The 16,950-nt window shown below is 42.9% G+C and carries 14 protein-coding genes; 10 read left to right on the forward strand and 4 right to left on the reverse strand.

Annotated features, from left to right (window positions below; all coding sequences use genetic code 11):
- Window positions 1-85: 85 nt before the first annotated feature.
- Entirely contained in the window at window positions 86-853 is a 768-nt protein-coding gene (locus R1T43_RS10350) for a YciK family oxidoreductase (RefSeq protein ID WP_211070946.1), read from the reverse strand.
- Between the two features lie 316 nt (window positions 854-1,169).
- Here R1T43_RS10350 and R1T43_RS10355 point away from each other — a divergent pair, with 316 nt between their 5' ends.
- The 9 genes from R1T43_RS10355 (at window position 1,170) to R1T43_RS10395 (ending at window position 12,497) form a co-directional block, all read left to right on the forward strand.
- Window positions 1,170-3,773: a VolA/Pla-1 family phospholipase gene (locus tag R1T43_RS10355; RefSeq protein WP_317348617.1), complete on the forward strand. Its 2,604-nt coding sequence runs from the start codon at window positions 1,170-1,172 to the stop codon at window positions 3,771-3,773.
- 195 nt (window positions 3,774-3,968) lie between these two features.
- Window positions 3,969-6,554 carry an acylase gene (locus tag R1T43_RS10360; RefSeq protein ID WP_317348619.1) on the forward strand — a complete coding sequence of 862 codons (2,586 nt, stop codon included), beginning with the start codon at window positions 3,969-3,971 and terminating at the stop codon, window positions 6,552-6,554.
- A 116-nt stretch (window positions 6,555-6,670) separates the two neighbouring features.
- Window positions 6,671-7,699, forward strand: coding sequence for a protease SohB (gene sohB, locus R1T43_RS10365; protein ID WP_317348622.1), 1,029 nt, complete (start codon window positions 6,671-6,673; stop codon window positions 7,697-7,699).
- Window positions 7,700-7,827: 128 nt separating this feature from the next.
- On the forward strand, window positions 7,828-8,487 hold the full coding sequence (locus R1T43_RS10370; RefSeq protein WP_317348625.1) for a TetR/AcrR family transcriptional regulator: 660 nt from the start codon (window positions 7,828-7,830) through the stop codon (window positions 8,485-8,487).
- Window positions 8,488-8,560: 73 nt separating this feature from the next.
- On the forward strand, window positions 8,561-8,968 hold the full coding sequence (locus tag R1T43_RS10375; protein ID WP_317348627.1) for a GFA family protein: 408 nt from the start codon (window positions 8,561-8,563) through the stop codon (window positions 8,966-8,968).
- Between the two features lie 312 nt (window positions 8,969-9,280).
- Window positions 9,281-9,661: a hypothetical protein gene (locus tag R1T43_RS10380; protein WP_317348629.1), complete on the forward strand. Its 381-nt coding sequence runs from the start codon at window positions 9,281-9,283 to the stop codon at window positions 9,659-9,661.
- 258 nt (window positions 9,662-9,919) lie between these two features.
- On the forward strand, window positions 9,920-10,858 hold the full coding sequence (locus R1T43_RS10385) for a serine hydrolase domain-containing protein (RefSeq protein ID WP_317348631.1): 939 nt from the start codon (window positions 9,920-9,922) through the stop codon (window positions 10,856-10,858).
- A gap of 119 nt (window positions 10,859-10,977) precedes the next feature.
- Entirely contained in the window at window positions 10,978-11,739 is a 762-nt protein-coding gene (locus R1T43_RS10390; RefSeq protein WP_317348633.1) for a Nif3-like dinuclear metal center hexameric protein, read from the forward strand.
- Entirely contained in the window at window positions 11,736-12,497 is a 762-nt protein-coding gene (locus R1T43_RS10395) for a methyltransferase (RefSeq protein WP_211070938.1), read from the forward strand. Before R1T43_RS10390 ends, R1T43_RS10395 begins: the two co-directional genes overlap by 4 nt.
- 107 nt (window positions 12,498-12,604) lie before the next feature.
- On the opposite strand, the gene R1T43_RS10400 is transcribed toward R1T43_RS10395, so the two are convergent.
- Window positions 12,605-13,621: a 2-hydroxyacid dehydrogenase gene (locus R1T43_RS10400; RefSeq protein WP_317348636.1), complete on the reverse strand. Its 1,017-nt coding sequence runs from the start codon at window positions 13,619-13,621 to the stop codon at window positions 12,605-12,607.
- A 35-nt stretch (window positions 13,622-13,656) separates the two neighbouring features.
- The gene (locus tag R1T43_RS10405; RefSeq protein ID WP_211070931.1) at window positions 13,657-14,139 is read right to left on the reverse strand and encodes a glutathione peroxidase; all 483 of its coding nucleotides are present in this window, start codon (window positions 14,137-14,139) and stop codon (window positions 13,657-13,659) included.
- A 117-nt stretch (window positions 14,140-14,256) separates the two neighbouring features.
- On the opposite strand from R1T43_RS10405, the gene R1T43_RS10410 reads away from it, so the two are divergent.
- Window positions 14,257-15,147 (forward strand): NAD(P)-dependent oxidoreductase, encoded by an 891-nt coding sequence (locus R1T43_RS10410; protein WP_410549017.1) that lies wholly within the window; start codon window positions 14,257-14,259, stop codon window positions 15,145-15,147.
- Between the two features lie 81 nt (window positions 15,148-15,228).
- Here R1T43_RS10410 and R1T43_RS10415 read toward each other — a convergent pair whose 3' ends face one another.
- Window positions 15,229-16,854: a response regulator gene (locus R1T43_RS10415; RefSeq protein ID WP_317355780.1), complete on the reverse strand. Its 1,626-nt coding sequence runs from the start codon at window positions 16,852-16,854 to the stop codon at window positions 15,229-15,231.
- Window positions 16,855-16,950 lie beyond the last annotated feature (96 nt).

A 16,950-nucleotide genomic window follows, 5' to 3' on the forward strand; every position in this document is an offset into this window, starting at 1 on the left:
CTAGGCTAAACACAAAGGTTCATCATAAAAAGCCGCGTTTTACGCGGCTTTTTCTTTAGGTATATGTTGATTGTTATCTTTTGCGCTAGCGCTTAGGTTGGCAATCAAGAGATTGACCATTTACATCAATACTGTCGTTACCCATGAGGTAAAGATACATAGGCATGATGTCGGCAGGTGTTTTCAATGTATCAGGGTTTTCAGCTGGAAAAGCCTGTGCCCGCATATTAGTACGTGTGCCGCCTGGGTTAATACAGTTAAAGCGTAGCGACTTATTTTGATACTCGTCAGCTAATGTCTGCATAACACCTTCTGTAGCGAATTTAGATACCGCATACGTTCCCCAAAACGCCCGACCTTTGCGCCCAACGCTAGAGGTAGTGAAAATAACCGATGCATTGTCAGCTTTTTCAAGGGCAGGTATTAATGCTTGAGTTAAAAACACCGTACCATTTACATTGGTTTGCATCACATCAAGCCATTCTTGCTGCTCAATATCTTTAAATGAGCTTAAATGTCCAAGCACCGAAGCGTTGTGCAATACGCCATCTAGTTTACCGAATTGGTCTATAATGGTTTGTGTCATTTGCTGATAGTGTGACGGTGTTGCGCCTTTTATATCTAAAGGTACTATTGCAGGTTCTGGTGCCGGCTCAGCATTCCCAACACTCCCAGCATTTACGATTTCGTCATAAACGGCTTCTAACTTAGAGACGGTTCTGCCTAATAAAATACAGGTTGCGCCATGTTTTGCGTATGTTCGAGCGGCTTGAGCACCGATGCCATCGCCAGCACCCGTGATAAGAATGACTTTACCCTTTAATAAATCGGCAGGGGCTTGATAATCGTTCATCAGTATCCTTAAAAAATTCGCATGTGTTTTTGTGCACAATAGGTTCATATTATATAGGTGCAGATGATACTCACACTGGGCAATAAGTAAAACTTTCGAAGTATAAAAACGCCAAACGTAAAAAAAAATAACATTTAGCGTTAACAAAACTTTGCAAAGTTGCAACAAAGTTAATAAGATTGAGGGAGATACAACTGGTCTAACATGTTTGAAACTCGGTGAGTTTGCAGTAAGAACAAGGCTTTAAAGGTGCCATCTTACAAGCAATGCGAGTTTTAGATACACAGAATAACAACAATGCTTGTAGGGAGTAAGAATGAGAAAACTCATATTAAGTTCCAGTGTGGCCCTTGCGCTGGGTCTAACAGGCTGTGGCGGCTCCGATGATACCCTGTCCGATATTCAGGCCGAGACAGAGGTCCAAACACCATTTTCACGTATCGTGTTTGATCCCGCTAGTGGCGATTTAAATATACCTAACGATCTTTTAATGCTGCCTGGGGATGACGGCTTCTTCGATTATACCCTTAATATTCCGGTAGACGATCCGACAAACTTCGCTGACCCACAAAACGCACTTAACGTACTAGACGGTTGGTCAACTCAGCATCCATTTGCTATTTCAGTAGAGACGCCAGCGGGTGTTTCGCTAGACGCTTCTACCTTAGCAGCGGGTGTATTGATGTTTGAAGCAACCTTAGGGTTGGATTTAAACGATCCAGACTGCGCGCAAATCACAACGCCTTCTGCGGGTTGTAAGCTTGGCGATCAACTGGTTTACGGTGAAGATTATGTACTTTCGCTTGCTGATGAATCAACAATCACCTTTGTGCCATTAAAGCCACTGAAGCCGGCTCAAGGTCACATGTTGGTGATGACCACTGCTTTGAAAGATTCGTCGGGTAAGGCGGTTCAAGGCTCTACATCGTGGGATTTAACGCGACAAGATATCAATACACTGCCTTTATCAAGTGATGATCAATTATTGCTTCAAGGTATTGTGAACTCACTGGTTAACCCCGTAATTAGTGCAGGTTATGAGCGCGAAGATATCACCTATGTTTCTGCATTCACTACCCAATCAATTGAGAATTCACTCGACACTATCAAAAAAGTGATGGTGGGTGAGTTTGCTGCGCGCGCTGCTGCTGGAGACCCAACCGCAGGTGAAGCACTTCCAGTTATTGTAGTAGGGGACGTTGATAGCGCACCTACGGCAATGGAAGCATTAAACTTAGTTACCGAAGATGTGGTGGCTGGTGCAGTTTCGGTTGGTATAGATAATTTACCTGCTGAGGCAGCAGCCTTAGTACCTGTTATCGAAGCCACTGACTTCAGTGCCCTTGAAACGTGTGCTGGGTTAGCGGGTACTGTATCAGGTCAGTTATCTGCCCAATGGGGTGCGGTTAACGATTTCGCTGTAGCTGTGTCAACTGGCATACTTGCTGAAGCGGGCCCGTTTTGTGCGGCACAACGTTATGAAGGTAGCGTATCGCTTCCTTATTTCCTAGGTGTTCCAAGCGCAGAAAACCCAACCGCGCCGGTTAACGAATTTTGGCAAGCAGCCTGTGACAGCGGTATTGTGTTAGCAACGGCTTCTGACGAAGTACTCGCTAGTGCCACACCAGGTCCGAACTTCGAAACGTGCTCGAGCCTTGGCTTATCTGATTTACGTGTTGATGGCGAAATGCTAGATAACGCCCGTAACATCACTAAGTTTAACCCATTCCCTCAGATGACTGGCGGAAACATGGGTGAAGAGACGCTAGATGTGCAGGTGACTATTCCAGACCCAGCAATTGCGGGTGCACTTGGCTTTTCTGTCAGCATGCCTGAAGCGGGTTGGCCAGTGGTAATATTAGCTCACGGCATTACTAGTCAAAAAGAAGACATGTTAGCGATTACGGGGACGTTGTCGTTGGCAGGTATTGCTTCGGTAGCTATCGACCAACCACTTCACGGTACTCGTGGATACGATTTAGACGGTGACGGTACTGACGAAATTAATGCAACAACGGTAAGCGCGACGCATTATATGAACTTGGCAAGTTTGCCAACTGCGCGTGATAACCTGCGTCAAAGCGTGTCTGATTTATTGGGCTTACGTTTAGGTTTAAACGCAGTAGTTGATGCTACCGCAAGCCAGAACGTGTCATTTGATATGTCTCGTGTATCTATCATGGGTGTATCTTTAGGTGCTATTACTGGTGGTAACTTTGCCGCAGTAGCTAACACCAGCATGGGCGAAACATTAGGTGCGTTAGACGGTATGTACGCAGTTAAACAAGCCTCGTTAGAGTCTCCTGGAGGCGGTGCGGCTCAGTTCTTACTTGAGTCTCCTACCTTTGGTCCGCTCATTAAAGGATTGCTGTTATCACAGTCGTCTGAAGAGTTTGTTGCCTTGTTAACTCAGCTTTATGGCACAACTGATGTTTCAGAAGCACAGTTAGTGGGTGCGGTAAGCGCATTTATGGATGCCTTAAGCGATGAACAAGCTGCAGAAGTGAATGCGGTATTTGCTGAATTCGCATTTGCTGCACAAACGGTGATGGACGCTGGTGACCCAACTAACTATGCCACTACGCTTGGTGAAACGACGCCGGTACATATGATGACAGTGGTAGGTGACGGCGGTGAAGAAAACTTGCCTGACCAAGTCATACCCGTTAGTACATCATTACCATTGTCTGGTCAGTTAGCTCTTGCTAATACCATTGGTTTAGAGCAGGTGACAACTACCCAATCTGGTACCGATGCATTAAGTGGTTTGGTTTTATTTAACAGTGGTGCACATGCATCAAGTTTAAGCCCAGCAGCCAGTGCGGCAGTGACGGCTGAAATGCAAAGAGAAGTAGCAGGGTATATCGCGTCTGACGCTACGGTATTACCTATTACTGATGAGACTGTTGTATCTAACTAATGTTATGTAACTAATTGATTCATAAACATGAAAAGGCCGACTTATGTCGGTCTTTTTTTTGCTTATTTACGCTGAAAAATTAAAATGTTGTTTGAATGTTTCTTGTTGTTAATGTAGTGTTAATTGGTCGGATCTGTTGAAGAAAGAAGGATACAGGATCTTGATTTCGAGTATTACAACAATAAGGGACAGTTTGTGAACATACCAAAGAAACATATTTTGCCATATCGTACACTTCTCGCAGCCTCTATTGCTGCCACACTTATAGGTTGTGGAGGGAACGATAATAATTTTGATAACGTTCAAACGCCTACCACGCCTGAGCCAACTCCCGTTGAACCTACACCCGCACCGGTACCCGCTTTTGATACAGATGGCGTATTGACGGCTGACATAACGTGGACGACGTACGGTGTACCTCATGTTAAAGCGGACAATCTGGAAAGTATGGCCTACGGGGTGGGTTATGCGTTTGCTAAAGATAATTTATGTATTTTGGCCGATCAAATTATTAAATATAATTCGGAGCGCTCGAAATACTTCGGTCCCGACAACCAAGCGGGCAGTGGTGATTCAGAGCACCTTATAAATGATTTTGGTTTTTTAACATTGGGAATTCGTGCGCTGGCTGAAGAAAATTTAGCCCGCATGTCAGCTAACTCAAGAGCCATGTTTCAAGGTTATACAGCAGGTTATAATCGCTATTTAGCCGACACACCTGTGGCTGATCAAGACCAGTCGTGTGCTGGGCAGCCTTGGGTAACGGATATCGACAGCACTGACTTGTTAACTTACTCACTGGGTGTAGCTTTATTACCAGGTGCAGCTAACTTTTTAGGCCCAATGTTTTTAGCTGCACCTGAAGGTGAAAGCTACTTACCTACACCGGCAGCGAGCACCAATACCGCTTCGCAAGTCACAGCGACATCACCTAATGCCACTTTGTTGGCAAATGAAAATGCTGCACCATTTAAAATTAACCCGACCATAACGCTACCCGAAAAAAATCCGCAGGACATGGGCTCAAATGGCTGGGGGTTAGGGAGTGATAAAACCACGAATGGCATGGGAATGGTATTGGGGAATCCTCATTTCCCTCACACGGGTAATTTACGTTTTTGGCAGTTCCATACGCAAATACCTGGTTATCTAAACGTGACTGGGGGCTCTTTGACGGGCTTACCAGGGGCGGTGAATATAGGCTTTAACGAAAATGTTGCGTGGACACACACATTTTCTACTGCTGAGCATTTTGTCGTTTACCAATTAACGTTAGATGAAGATGATAACACGGGTCTTACGCATAGAGTCGATGGTAGTAAACGCACCATTTACGAAAAGCCAATGCAAATTGAGGTAGCAGTGGCGCCAGGTCAAACCATCATGCTCAATAAAACAGCCTATTACACTAATTACGGGCCTATGATTGAAGTGCCGGGTAATTTTGAGTGGACGGACACCAATGCGTTTGCCATAAAAGACGCAAACTTGCCGAATTTGGACGTTGTTGATCATTGGCTAGCGATGAATATGGCTGGCTCTATGGATGAGTTCAAACAAGCTTTTAAAAACTATGACGGCGTTATTTTCAATAACACCATGTCTGCTTCTGCTGACGGTCAGGTTTTTTACATTGATGATTCTACTGTCCCTGACTTAACGGAAACTGCCATTTCAGAATTAACCACTAATCCTGTGTTAGTTCAGACCAAAATAGCGGCTGGTTTTACGGTTCTACCCGGTTTTGCCTCGGCGTTTGATTTTGATGGACCTGTGCCTTACGAGGAAGCACCAAAGTATGAGGGAACAGATTCAGTACAAAACTCTAACGACAGTTTTTGGTTAACAAACTTATCGTCGCCCATCACAGGTGTATCGCCTCTTTATGGGAATGTGGAAAATCAACAAAGTCTGCGATCGCGTTTAGCTCAGCAATTTATTGAATCTGAAGCAGGCAGTGACAACACATTCACGCCTGACGAAGTTGAAACTTTGCTACTTAACAATCGAAGCATGTTAGCCGATATGGTGCTACCTAGCTTACTTCAAGCTTGTACCGCGCAAGGCAGTGATCCAGTTTCGGTTAATGGTGAAGACGTAGATATCTCTGGTGGCTGTGCAGCATTAGCCTCATGGGATGGCACCATGAATAAAGACAGTGTTGGAGCACACGTATTTAGAGAGTTTGCGTTTCAATTTGACAGGGATCCCCAGTGGGAAACGCCGTTTTCTGTAGACAACCCAGTTACCACTCCTAGTGGTTTATTGCAGAATGAAACCACAATTAATCAGTTTGCTACAGCGGTTCAAGTTGTTAACCAAGCGGGCGTAGCACTTGATGCAACATTAGGTGAAGTTCAATTTGTAGAGCGTAGCTTGCCGAATGGCACGGCATCGGGTGTGAAACTTCCATGGGCGGGTGCACATAACATTGAAGGTGGCTTTAATGTTTTTAGTATTGTGCCTAACAATAATGGCACCTTGTTACCAAGGCATACCTATGCGCCGCTTAATAGCAATACTATTATGAGCGCAGAAGCAGAGGGTTATCATATTAATTATGGTAGCAGTTGGATGATGGTCATTAACTTTACAGATGAAGGGCCAAAGGGAAGAGGGCTTCTTTCATACTCTCAATCTAGGGCTTATGGCAGTGAACATTCCCTTGATCAAACCGGACTTTATTCGTCTCAACCTACGTTACGTGAGTTGTATTTTACCGACGAAGAAATATCTGCAAATACAATCAGTACATTAACCCTATCGTCAGAGGAAAATTAGACTGCTATTATAGGCGCCATTATATAATGTCGCCTTAATGTAAGTTCTATTTAGACAATAAGGTCGTTAAGGAGGGTCTGACAACAGACCCTTTTATTTTGTACTAGGAGATAGATTTGGAGTTTTTGTACGAATACGGTTTATTTGTGGCTAAGGCCGTTACCTTGGTTATCGCGTTTATTATTGTGGTATCAACCATCGTTGGCGTTGCCAGTAAGCAGAAACAGGGTAAAGGTCAGTTAGAAATAATATCGCTATCAGAGCAACTAAAGGACATTACCCATTACGCTAAGCAAGTACTGCTCGATAAAGCAGCACTGAAGCAATTGGCTAAAAAGCAGAAGAAAGAAGATAAGGCCAAAAGTAAAAATAAGAAAGCTAGCGATGAAGAAGAAAAATCTCGCTTATTTGTGATTGATTTTAAAGGCTCTATGGATGCCAATGAGGTTGAGCATTTACGTGAAGAGATTACCGCTATTTTGTGTGTAGCCAGTAAGAAAGATGAAGTACTTGTGCGTTTAGAAAGTGGCGGTGGCGTGGTACATGGTTACGGATTAGCAGCTTCGCAGTTACAGCGCATTAAAGAGAAAGGTCTCACATTGACCATCGCAGTAGACAAAGTCGCGGCCAGTGGCGGTTACATGATGGCGTGTGTGGCAGATAAATTGTTAGCGTCTCAATTTGCGTATATCGGTTCAATTGGTGTGCTAGCACAATTACCTAACTTCAATAAATTATTGAAGAAAAATGATGTGGAATTTGAGCAGCATACGGCGGGTGAATACAAGCGAACGCTTACCGTGTTCGGTGAAAACAACGATGAAGGTCGCGCAAAATTTAAAGAAGAGATTGAAGAAATCCACACTTTATTTAAAGACTTTGTTCATAGCCAACGCCCAGAAATGAACATAGAGAAAGTAGCAACAGGTGAATATTGGCCTGGTGTTAAAGCGAAAGAATTAGGTTTGGTGGATGATCTTTCAACCTCTGATGACTACATTTTGTCGCACTTCCCAGAACGCGAAATATTTAAAGTGAAGTACTCGTTGAAGAAAAATGTGGCAGAAAAACTAGGGCTGTCTGTTGCTGCTGTGGCCGAACGGGTAGTTATGCAGTCTTGGAATAAAGCAAGACACTGGTTCTAAAATAATTAATATAAATTAATAGGTTGCAGAACCCCGGTTGGTTATGCGTAACCTTTTCACCCCGTTCTAAGCCGTTTCCTGCGTACTGGGACGGGGGTGATTGTACTTAGGTTAAAGAAAAATAAAAAATGGCGAAGCAAACTAAAGCTGATATTTTGGATGCCGCAGAACTGCTCTTTTCAGAGCAAGGGTTCACGCAGACATCGATGCGCGAGATTACTACTCGAGCCGAGGTTAATCTAGCGTCAGTCAATTATCACTTTGGTAGTAAGAAGAATCTTATTCAAGCGGTACTGAAACGGTATTTCGATATCTTAATGCCTGAAGTAAATACCTGCTTAGCTAACAATAAGGTATCTTCTGGTAGTCAAGGTGTCGCTACTTTGTTGTATGCACTTATTCCTCCCATGTTGAAACTCAATTTGCTCAGGCCATCTGGTACAGCCATTTTTGTTCAGCTTTTGGGCCGCGGATATAATGAAACCCAAGGGCATTTACGTCGCTTTATTATGAACGACTATGGCGAGACAATTAGAGCCTTGGTTGACGCTATTCAACAATGCTTGCCCGACCTACCTCAAGAAGAGCTTTTTTGGCGTTTGCACTTTGCAATGGGAAGTTTTGTTTTCTCAATGGCCTCAAGCCGAGCGTTAACAGAAATTGCTGAGTCAGATTTTCATAAGCATGTGAATATTGAAGAGGTGATCAGTCATCTTGTGCCATTTGTAGCACAAGGCGTTGCTGGCAACCTCCCTACACCGCAAAGCAAGGTTAGTAGTTTTAGCTAAACGACCTTAAAGTGGCGGTACAAAAAATTTAAAGTAAGAATGTAATCTGCCCTTATTACTACAAGGAAGTGAAATGTACTACGGCTCCTGCCTGTGTGGCGTGATAAACGTTGAAATTTCTGGCTCGATAGATGACATTATTCATTGTCATTGTTCACTTTGTAGAAAGAATAGCGGTACGGCCTACGCCACCAATGGTTTTATAAACATAAACGAATTCCGCGTTATCGATCATAAGAAGAAACTTGCCACTTACGAATTCAAACCCGGTAAAAATAGACACTTCTGTTCAGTATGTGCTTCACCAATTTATAGTTCAAACGCAGCCAATCCTAAAAAGATTAGAATTCGGCTTGGTATTTTAGATTCAGATATTTCTGAAAGGCCAATCTCTCACAACTTTGTTACTTCGAAGGCAAACTGGGATAACCTAGATGCTGAATTGCCAAGGTATGATAAGTTTGAACCTTCGCGGTCATAGCACCTTAATCCCCATTATCTAATATGGGAGGGTAGTATTTTGAGTAATTGGAAATTGCCATATACATTCACATTCAAGGGCCGTCAGGTAAAGTACGGTATTGAAGGTGAGGGAAGCCCGCTGAAGAAGCGCCTGTAATTTTGGCTAAAGAAATTCATGCTTTCTTTGAGGGTTAGGGTTAACAAGAAGCCCATCAGAACAGCTTGTTAATTTCTATTTCTCATATATTTACAGCAAACTTCTGTTAACCCGATGAATGTGGCTAGCGTTAAATTAAAATTAAAATTAAAATTGGAATTGGAATTATTAATAATGGAACCACTGGAAGTAGAAAAGACCGCCGAACTGGATTCGGCCAGTCAGAATAAAATTAGAAATGAGACGCTTACAACGGAGTTACATTTTGACCTGTTAAAACAATATGCGTGGTTATCATCTGCGGCTATAGGTGCAATCGTTGTTCTCGTTCAATTGAAAGCTGTAGAAGCAAGTAAAGACCTTTATATCTCCCTCGGTTTTTTTGTGGCTTCTATTATCATGTCAATAATGGGGCAAGATCATATAATTGATTCACTGCTCAAAGGTAAGCATATATACGATGCTTCAAAGGTTTTGAAGTTCATTAGAACAATTTCTATGCTGTGCTTTGGTATCGGCGTAGGTTATCTATCAGCAAACGTATTTGACTTTTAATAGCTATTTTCTTATTTTTTTGTGCCCCCAAATTCTATTTGCACTTTAGAACGCACACGAGGGGGCTTTTAGTCATTCTGGCTCTGCGTATGCTAACCATCTGCTAACGTTAAATTCTTCTTTGGGTGCTTCTTGCTTAAGTTAATCATTTCGACACTATTTATATTTTCCGTAAATGCTATATCCGCCGAAACGAATAGTCATAGGGAGCTGTCTCATTATTTAAATGAAGTTCGGGAAAAGAGTAATGTTCCTGCAATGGCTGTAGCTATTATTACTGCTGGTGAAGTGAGTTATATTGATGGTTTCGGCTACCTAGATGAAAAATTAACTACACCAGTAACGGATAAAACTTTATTTAGGGCTGCGTCAATTTCTAAACTTTTCACCGCGCAAGCCTTAATGAAGTTAGTTGAGCTCAAAAAGCTAAGCCTCAGTGACGAAGTAGGCTTATATGTACCACAGCTTGAAAAGTCTCAAATCACTATAAAGCAATTGCTCACCCATTCTTCGGGTTTAAACGACGTTATTAGGCCTGCGAGTGCTAAACAAGGTCGATCGCTGAAGCGTTATTTAGAATTGGTGGGAGATAATACAGCTCCCGAAACGTCTGAAAAACACAGCTTTGTGTATAGTGACACTAATTATAATCTGTTAGGTGAGATCATTCGCTCAGTTAGTGGTCAGCGCTATGACGCTTTTATCTATGACAATATTTTGAAGCCAGCAAAGGTCAAAAAAAGTCATTTTTATGGTGGTACAAATAAGAATCTAGCTGAAGCGCACCCAACCCATAAGGGGAGATTAATAGATAAGCCTCAGCAGCGACCCTATGATTTAGCATTCAATCCCAGTGAGGGGCTCATTGCTAATGTATACGATCTAAGCCGGTGGCTCACGTTAACGCTTAATAATGATCCCGCCATTTTAGAAACGCAATCCTTCGAAGCGATGTTAGTGCCACGAGTTAAAACAACGTGGGGCGAAATATACATGGGGCTTGGTTGGCAGGTTTATGAGAATGAATATGGCAAAGTCGCCAGGCATCCAGGTAGCGTTCGTGGATACAAATCGCTCGTGCTTACGTACCCAGACAATAAAAACGCAATCATTATACTGAGTAATTCAAGTGGTACACCGCGCTGGGAAATTGCAGAGTCCATTACGGATATTTTGAATAAGAACGGGGAATGGTAGCATGGCATGTGTCAAAAGAAATGACGGCAGTAGTGGTTTAAAATCAGTATAATGCTCAATAATTCTATAGGTTCAGCGAGATTGTTGGACTCATTGTATAACAGTAAACTGGAGTGTTTGTGTCAGTAAATAACCTTGAACTTAAACGCTATCTAGATGGCACACTTAGAGCCCATGAGATTAGCGATTATTGCCCTAATGGTCTGCAAGTTGAAGGGAAAGCAGAAATTCAACGTGTGGTTACAGGGGTAACGGCCTCACAAGCGTTAATTGATGCTGCCATTGCAGAAAATGCTGATGCCATAGTGGTGCATCATGGCTATTTTTGGAAAGGCGAATCGCAAGCAATTAGTGGCATGAAGAAAAAGCGCATCAAGGCATTGCTTGAACACGATATAAATCTATTTGCGTACCATCTACCTTTAGATGTTCACCCTGAGTTTGGGAATAACCGACAGCTTGCTGCACTACTTGAAATTGACAATGTGCAAGCCCTTAGTGGCGTAAAACCTACGGGTGTAGTGATGCAAGGGGAATTCGAAAAGCCAATGTCTCAGAATGAGCTACAGCAACGTTTAGCTGATATGTTAGGGCGAACGGTATTAGCGGAAGGTGATGAAACTAAAACCATTAAAACGCTAGCTTGGTGCACTGGTGGCGGGCAAGGATTTATTGAGCAAGCGGTAGCGGCTGGCGTAGATGCGTTTATTACTGGCGAAGTCTCTGAACAAACTATTCATACGGCGCGAGAAATGGGTATTAGCTTTTTTGCGGCGGGTCACCATGCCACTGAACGCTACGGCGTGAAGGCGTTGGGTGAGCATATTCAGTCTGAGTTTAACCTAGACGTGACGTTTATCGATATTCGAAACCCAGCATGACAGAAAAATCAGATCATATTTTTGACGGTATAGCCGCAAAGTTTGCCGATAATATTTATGGCACGACAAAAGGTAAACTTAGGCAAATTATGCTGTGTGAGGCGTTAGCGCCTTTTGTTGAAGTATCAGAAAACACACAGCCTAAAAAGGTGATAGAAGTGGGAGGCGGCACAGGTGTGATGGCCGCTCACTTGGCATCGCTAGGGCATAGGGTACTGTTAACCGATGGTTCGGAAGACGTTCTGGAACATGCCAAAGAGAACTTAAAAACATTCTCTAACGTGGATATTCAACATCAATATTTGTTAGATATTCAAAACATGGAACACTACGACCTTGTGGTTTGCCATGCTGTTTTGGAATGGTTGAATGATCCTTACCAAGCTATTCAATTTCTGTATGACAATATGCGTAAAGGGGCAATATTAAGCCTTAGCTTTTTTAACCGTGATGCAAATCTAATGACCAACGCTATCTATGGTAATTTTGATTATATTGCGCAGGGGATGAAAGTGAGAAATCAAGTTCGGCTGAACCCCAAAAATCCTTTACCGGCTAAACAAGCTAGTGACTTTTGTGAGTCTATTGGTTTTACTGTAAAAGCGAAAACTGGCATACGGTGTTTTCATGACTACTTGAAGAACCCAGAACATCAAACTACCCAGTTCGAAGGGTTGTTAACCTTAGAGCGAACTTACAACCAAACCGAGCCGTTTATGTGGTTGGGCAAGTACTTTCATCTTGTATTGGAAAAGTAGCAAATATTGCTACTTTCCTAATATTCTCTTAAACCTAAGCCTTTAAATCGTATTCGTTAACCGATACCCGTTATGCCCATGACGCTATGCATCTTAAAAGGTACCCGTTAATTTATAGGCTTAACCATATTGTTGTTAACGTTTAGACTGGCGTCACCGGCAATGAAGCACAAGTTATCTAGGGTAATAGCGGCAATTTCACTTAAGGCTTCTTTAGTGAAAAAGCCTTGATGGCCGGTTACCAATACATTTGGAAACGTTAGCAAGCGCTGAAATACGTCATCTTGAATAATGTCTTGGGAGTGGTCGCTGAAAAACAGTTCTGATTCTCGCTCATAAACATCCAAGCCTACATACCCTAAATGCCCATTTTTTAGCGCATTGATTACCGACTTATCATCAATGAGTCCGCCTCGTGATGTGTTGATTAGCATCGCGCCTTTGGGCATTAATGCAATACTCGATTCATTGATAAGGTGATAGCTTTGCTCGGTAAGCGGGCAGTGAAGGGTAACAATGTGGCTTTGGCTAAAAAGTGATTCGAGAGACGTGTAAACAACGCCTTCTTGTTCGAGTTGCTGATTAGGGTAGGGGTCATAACATAATACATTGCAACCAAAGCCTTTCAATATTCGAATCACCGATTGGCCAATGCGTCCTGTACCTATCACGCCTACGGTTTTATCGTGCAGAGTAAAACCCAATAAACCGCTTAATTCAAAGTTACCTTCTTTAACCCTGTTATACGCTTTGTGTGTTTTGCGATTTAGCGTAAGAATTAGCGCTAGTGTGTGTTCCGCTACTGTTTCAGGGCTATAGGCGGGTACTCTAGACACACTGATATTCAACTCATTGGCGGTGGCGATGTCTACATTGTTGAAGCCAGCGCAGCGTAGGGCAATATGTTTAACGCCAGCTTCATGCAGGATATACAAGGTTTTCGCGTTAAGTTCATCATTAACAAAAACACAAACCGCATCGAAACCTTGGCACAATAGCGCGGTTTCAGCGGTGAGTTGATGGGGGAAATAAGTAAAAGAAATAGGGGTGCTTTCTACACGCTCAATGGCGGCCTTAAAGGCAGTTTCTTCATATGGTTTGGCACTAAAAAAAGCGACTTTCATTACATTGCACTCCCTATTCATTAAACGATAATAATTTAGGCTTTTAGTAGTCCATCAATATCACTACTTATTTCACTCGGCTTCGTAGTTGGTGCGTAACGCTTAACAACGTTTCCGTTTGTATCGACAAGAAACTTAGTGAAATTCCACTTTATGCGTTTAGAGCCAAGTAAACCAGGTGCTTCAGATTTTAATTCAACGTAAAGAGGATGCGTCTGGGTACCGTTAACGTCAGTTTTTTTAAATAGTGGAAAAGAAACACCAAAGTTCATAGCACAAAATTGAGCGATATCGTCATCTGACCCCGGCTCTTGGTGGCCAAATTGGTCGCAAGGGAACGCCAATATTTCGAAGCCTTTCGCGCTATAATCTTTATAGAGTTTTTCTAAACCTTCATATTGATTAGTAAAGCCACATTTACTGGCAGTATTGACAATAAGTAAGACTTTGCCTTTAAAGTCTGACATAGCAATAGCTTCGCCGTTATTTTTAACCACTTGGTGACTATATATGCTCATAGCGCTTCTCTTTATTTTAGTTATTGATTTGTTTTAGTTATCAAAAAGTTTGTTACACTTCGCTTCAGTATAATCAGTTATGAAGAGAGTTACACTATGTCAAATGATACAACTACAATGTCTTCATCTGAAGGTTCACTTATCGATAATGCTTCGATTAAGGTCAGTTTTCTAGGGCTTGGCGTAATGGGCTACCCCATGGCTGGGCATCTAGCAAAATCAGGTTTCGATGTTACTGTTTATAATCGCACAAAAGCGAAATCTGATAAGTGGGTAAAAGAGTTTGACGGCAGCTTGGCGCTATCCCCTGCAGAAGCTGCGAAAGATGCTGATATAGTGTTGATGTGCGTAGGTAACGACAATGATGTTAAAGATGTTGCTAGCCAAGCGCTAGGTACAATGGCTCCGGGTACCTTGCTGATAGATCACACGACCGCGTCGGCAGAGGTTGCGCGTGAAATGTTTTCACTATGCCAGCAGCAGTCTATCGCATTTTTAGATGCGCCAGTGTCAGGTGGCCAAGCCGGTGCTGAAAATGGTTTACTCACCGTTATGGTGGGAGGCGAACAAAAAGCGTTTGCTCGCGCTGAAGCTGTATTTTCTGCTTATGCTAGACACAGTCAATTATTAGGTGAAAGTGGTAGTGGTCAGTTAGCAAAAATGATGAACCAAATTTGCATTGCTGGCATTGTTCAAGGGCTAGCAGAGGCACTTCATTTTGGGCAAAAAGCAGGGTTAGACTGTAATGCGGTGATAGATGTCATCAGTAAGGGCGCTGCGCAATCCTGGCAAATGGAAAATCGTGCAGCTACTATGCTCGACAATCATTATGACTATGGGTTTGCGGTTGATTGGATGCGAAAAGATTTATCTATCGCCCTTGATGAAGCGCGTCGAAATGGATCTACATTAGCGCTAACGGCCTTGGTCGACCAATATTATGGCGACGTTCAAAAAATGGGTGGCCATCGTTGGGATACATCCAGCCTGTTAATGCGTTTGAAATAACGCATTACTAGTATGAACTCATCCAGTTAACTCTTACCTAGTTAATTTGCCCGACTGGTAACCCAAGCTTACATCTAACCGCTAGTGGCGCTTGTTGTCTTCGTTGATAGCAGGAGCCATTAGCTTTTCAGCGTTCGCTTGTGCTGCTAAATTTAATTGGGTGAGCCTATGATGGTTACTGTCTGAAAGTGCCATATCAGCAACAACTCTAAGTAATTTGCGAATGCCGTATTTGCGATAAACAGCGGTGTCTGATTCAATCATGCACTGCAATAAATTAAGCCCGAATGCGGCGGTTTCTGGCGATAAATTCAATGCATCGTAAAAATGCTTCATCGCTGGTAAGTATTGTTTATCCATAAACAACTTTGTACCTGTTTCATTTAGCATGACGGCTTGGTCATGATTCAGGCCTAAACGCTCACCACCATTAAAAATGAGATCGTCGTTAGCGACTTGCTCAGAAATAATCTGTAGCTCCGAATTCTTCTGCTTTGCAAGGGCAAGTAATTGGCTCGCTTTCCCTTCCTCGCCCAATCCATGATGCACTTTAGCGGCAATAACCAGCATCGAGGGCTCGGTACGTAAGTAATCATCCATGTAGTCACTTTCAAGTAAGTGAGCGGCTTTTTGATCTTCGCCTTCTAAAATGGCTGAAAAGGCCAGTAGATAGTCTCTTTTTTGTAAAACTTGGCGATCACTTTGACTACGACCCGCTAGGCCAACTAACTTACGCGCCTGGCTTAAGCTTTCTTCTCGATTAGTACTAGGCGCTTCTTCTGCAAGTAGTAAATAAAATTCCGCCAATTCAAAGGTGAAATCATTAAATCTGTCTTTGGCACTTCGATGCATAGCGCGCTTTTTTTGAAGCAGGTCTATGGCTTCTACCACTTTATCCTGTTTTTGATACGCGATAGATTTTAACCTAGCAGCGGGTAAGCTAAGTTCACTGAATTTAATCTGACTTAAATAGGTCTCTACTTGCTCATACGACTTTTGCTCAAAAGACAAAGAGGCTAGCCATTCAAACGCGCTGTCTCGAGCAAGGCTTGAAGTTACCATGTCACTGAGTTCGTCTTGGCAGTCGGGCCAAAGCCCCGCCGCATACTGGCACTTAATTTTGCCCCATTGTGCCCAAAGCACTTTATCTGAACGAGTGAGTACATCGTCATACACTCGCATCGCATGCAAAATATCGTCGTTCTCAAATAAGAGTTTGGCGTAAAGTTTACCCACGTCGGAAGCGAGCCTTGGCGGCACGCCTTCACGCAACTTCTTGCGCAATAGCGTAATAGCAGAAGGGCGTTGTTTGTTATCCATTTCCCGCAACACGGGGTCAATATACTGGCGGTAGCTCAAATAGTGCTTAATTTGACGAGATAATGACGCAATGGTGTAAGGCTTTATAAGCAATGCATCTGGTTGCAAATCCATTATACGCCCGATCGTTTGAGGAGAACGATCGGAGGTAAGAAATATAAGTCCCGTTCCAGGGCGAATAAAACCTGATTCTTTTAAGCTCTGTACCCACTCCACACCCGTTCTTCCTTGGCCTAGGTGGTAATCCATTATAATGAGTTCGAAATGCTGCTTACGTAGCGCAGATTTGAGCTCTACACCTGAACCAAAACTGCTAACGTTTAATTTTGCTATGGGCAAAAGGTGACCTCGCAACGTGGTGCGCGCAGTTGCGTTATCTTCAACGATAGCAATCCGATAATCCAAAAGGTGTCAGTATAGTAGTGTTTTAATAAACATAGCTTATCAGCGCTGAGTGTAAAGTGCATTAGTCGTAAGTTTAAC

This window comes from Alteromonas sp. CI.11.F.A3 (genome assembly GCF_032925565.1).
Taxonomy (GTDB): Bacteria; Pseudomonadota; Gammaproteobacteria; order Enterobacterales; family Alteromonadaceae; genus Alteromonas.

Excerpts from the sequence above, each read along its gene's own strand:
- R1T43_RS10400 (WP_317348636.1), bottom strand. The coding sequence starts at position 13,621 with ATGAAAGTCGCTTTTTTTAGTGCCAAACCATATGAAGAAACTGCCTTT.
- R1T43_RS10350 (WP_211070946.1), bottom strand. The coding sequence starts at position 853 with ATGAACGATTATCAAGCCCCTGCCGATTTATTAAAGGGTAAAGTCATT.
- R1T43_RS10395 (WP_211070938.1), top strand. The coding sequence starts at position 11,736 with ATGACAGAAAAATCAGATCATATTTTTGACGGTATAGCCGCAAAGTTT.
- R1T43_RS10410 (WP_410549017.1), top strand. The coding sequence starts at position 14,257 with ATGTCTTCATCTGAAGGTTCACTTATCGATAATGCTTCGATTAAGGTC.
- R1T43_RS10370 (WP_317348625.1), top strand. The coding sequence starts at position 7,828 with ATGGCGAAGCAAACTAAAGCTGATATTTTGGATGCCGCAGAACTGCTC.
- R1T43_RS10355 (WP_317348617.1), top strand. The coding sequence starts at position 1,170 with ATGAGAAAACTCATATTAAGTTCCAGTGTGGCCCTTGCGCTGGGTCTA.
- R1T43_RS10380 (WP_317348629.1), top strand. The coding sequence starts at position 9,281 with ATGGAACCACTGGAAGTAGAAAAGACCGCCGAACTGGATTCGGCCAGT.
- R1T43_RS10385 (WP_317348631.1), top strand. The coding sequence starts at position 9,920 with ATGGCTGTAGCTATTATTACTGCTGGTGAAGTGAGTTATATTGATGGT.
- R1T43_RS10405 (WP_211070931.1), bottom strand. The coding sequence starts at position 14,139 with ATGAGCATATATAGTCACCAAGTGGTTAAAAATAACGGCGAAGCTATT.
- R1T43_RS10375 (WP_317348627.1), top strand. The coding sequence starts at position 8,561 with ATGTACTACGGCTCCTGCCTGTGTGGCGTGATAAACGTTGAAATTTCT.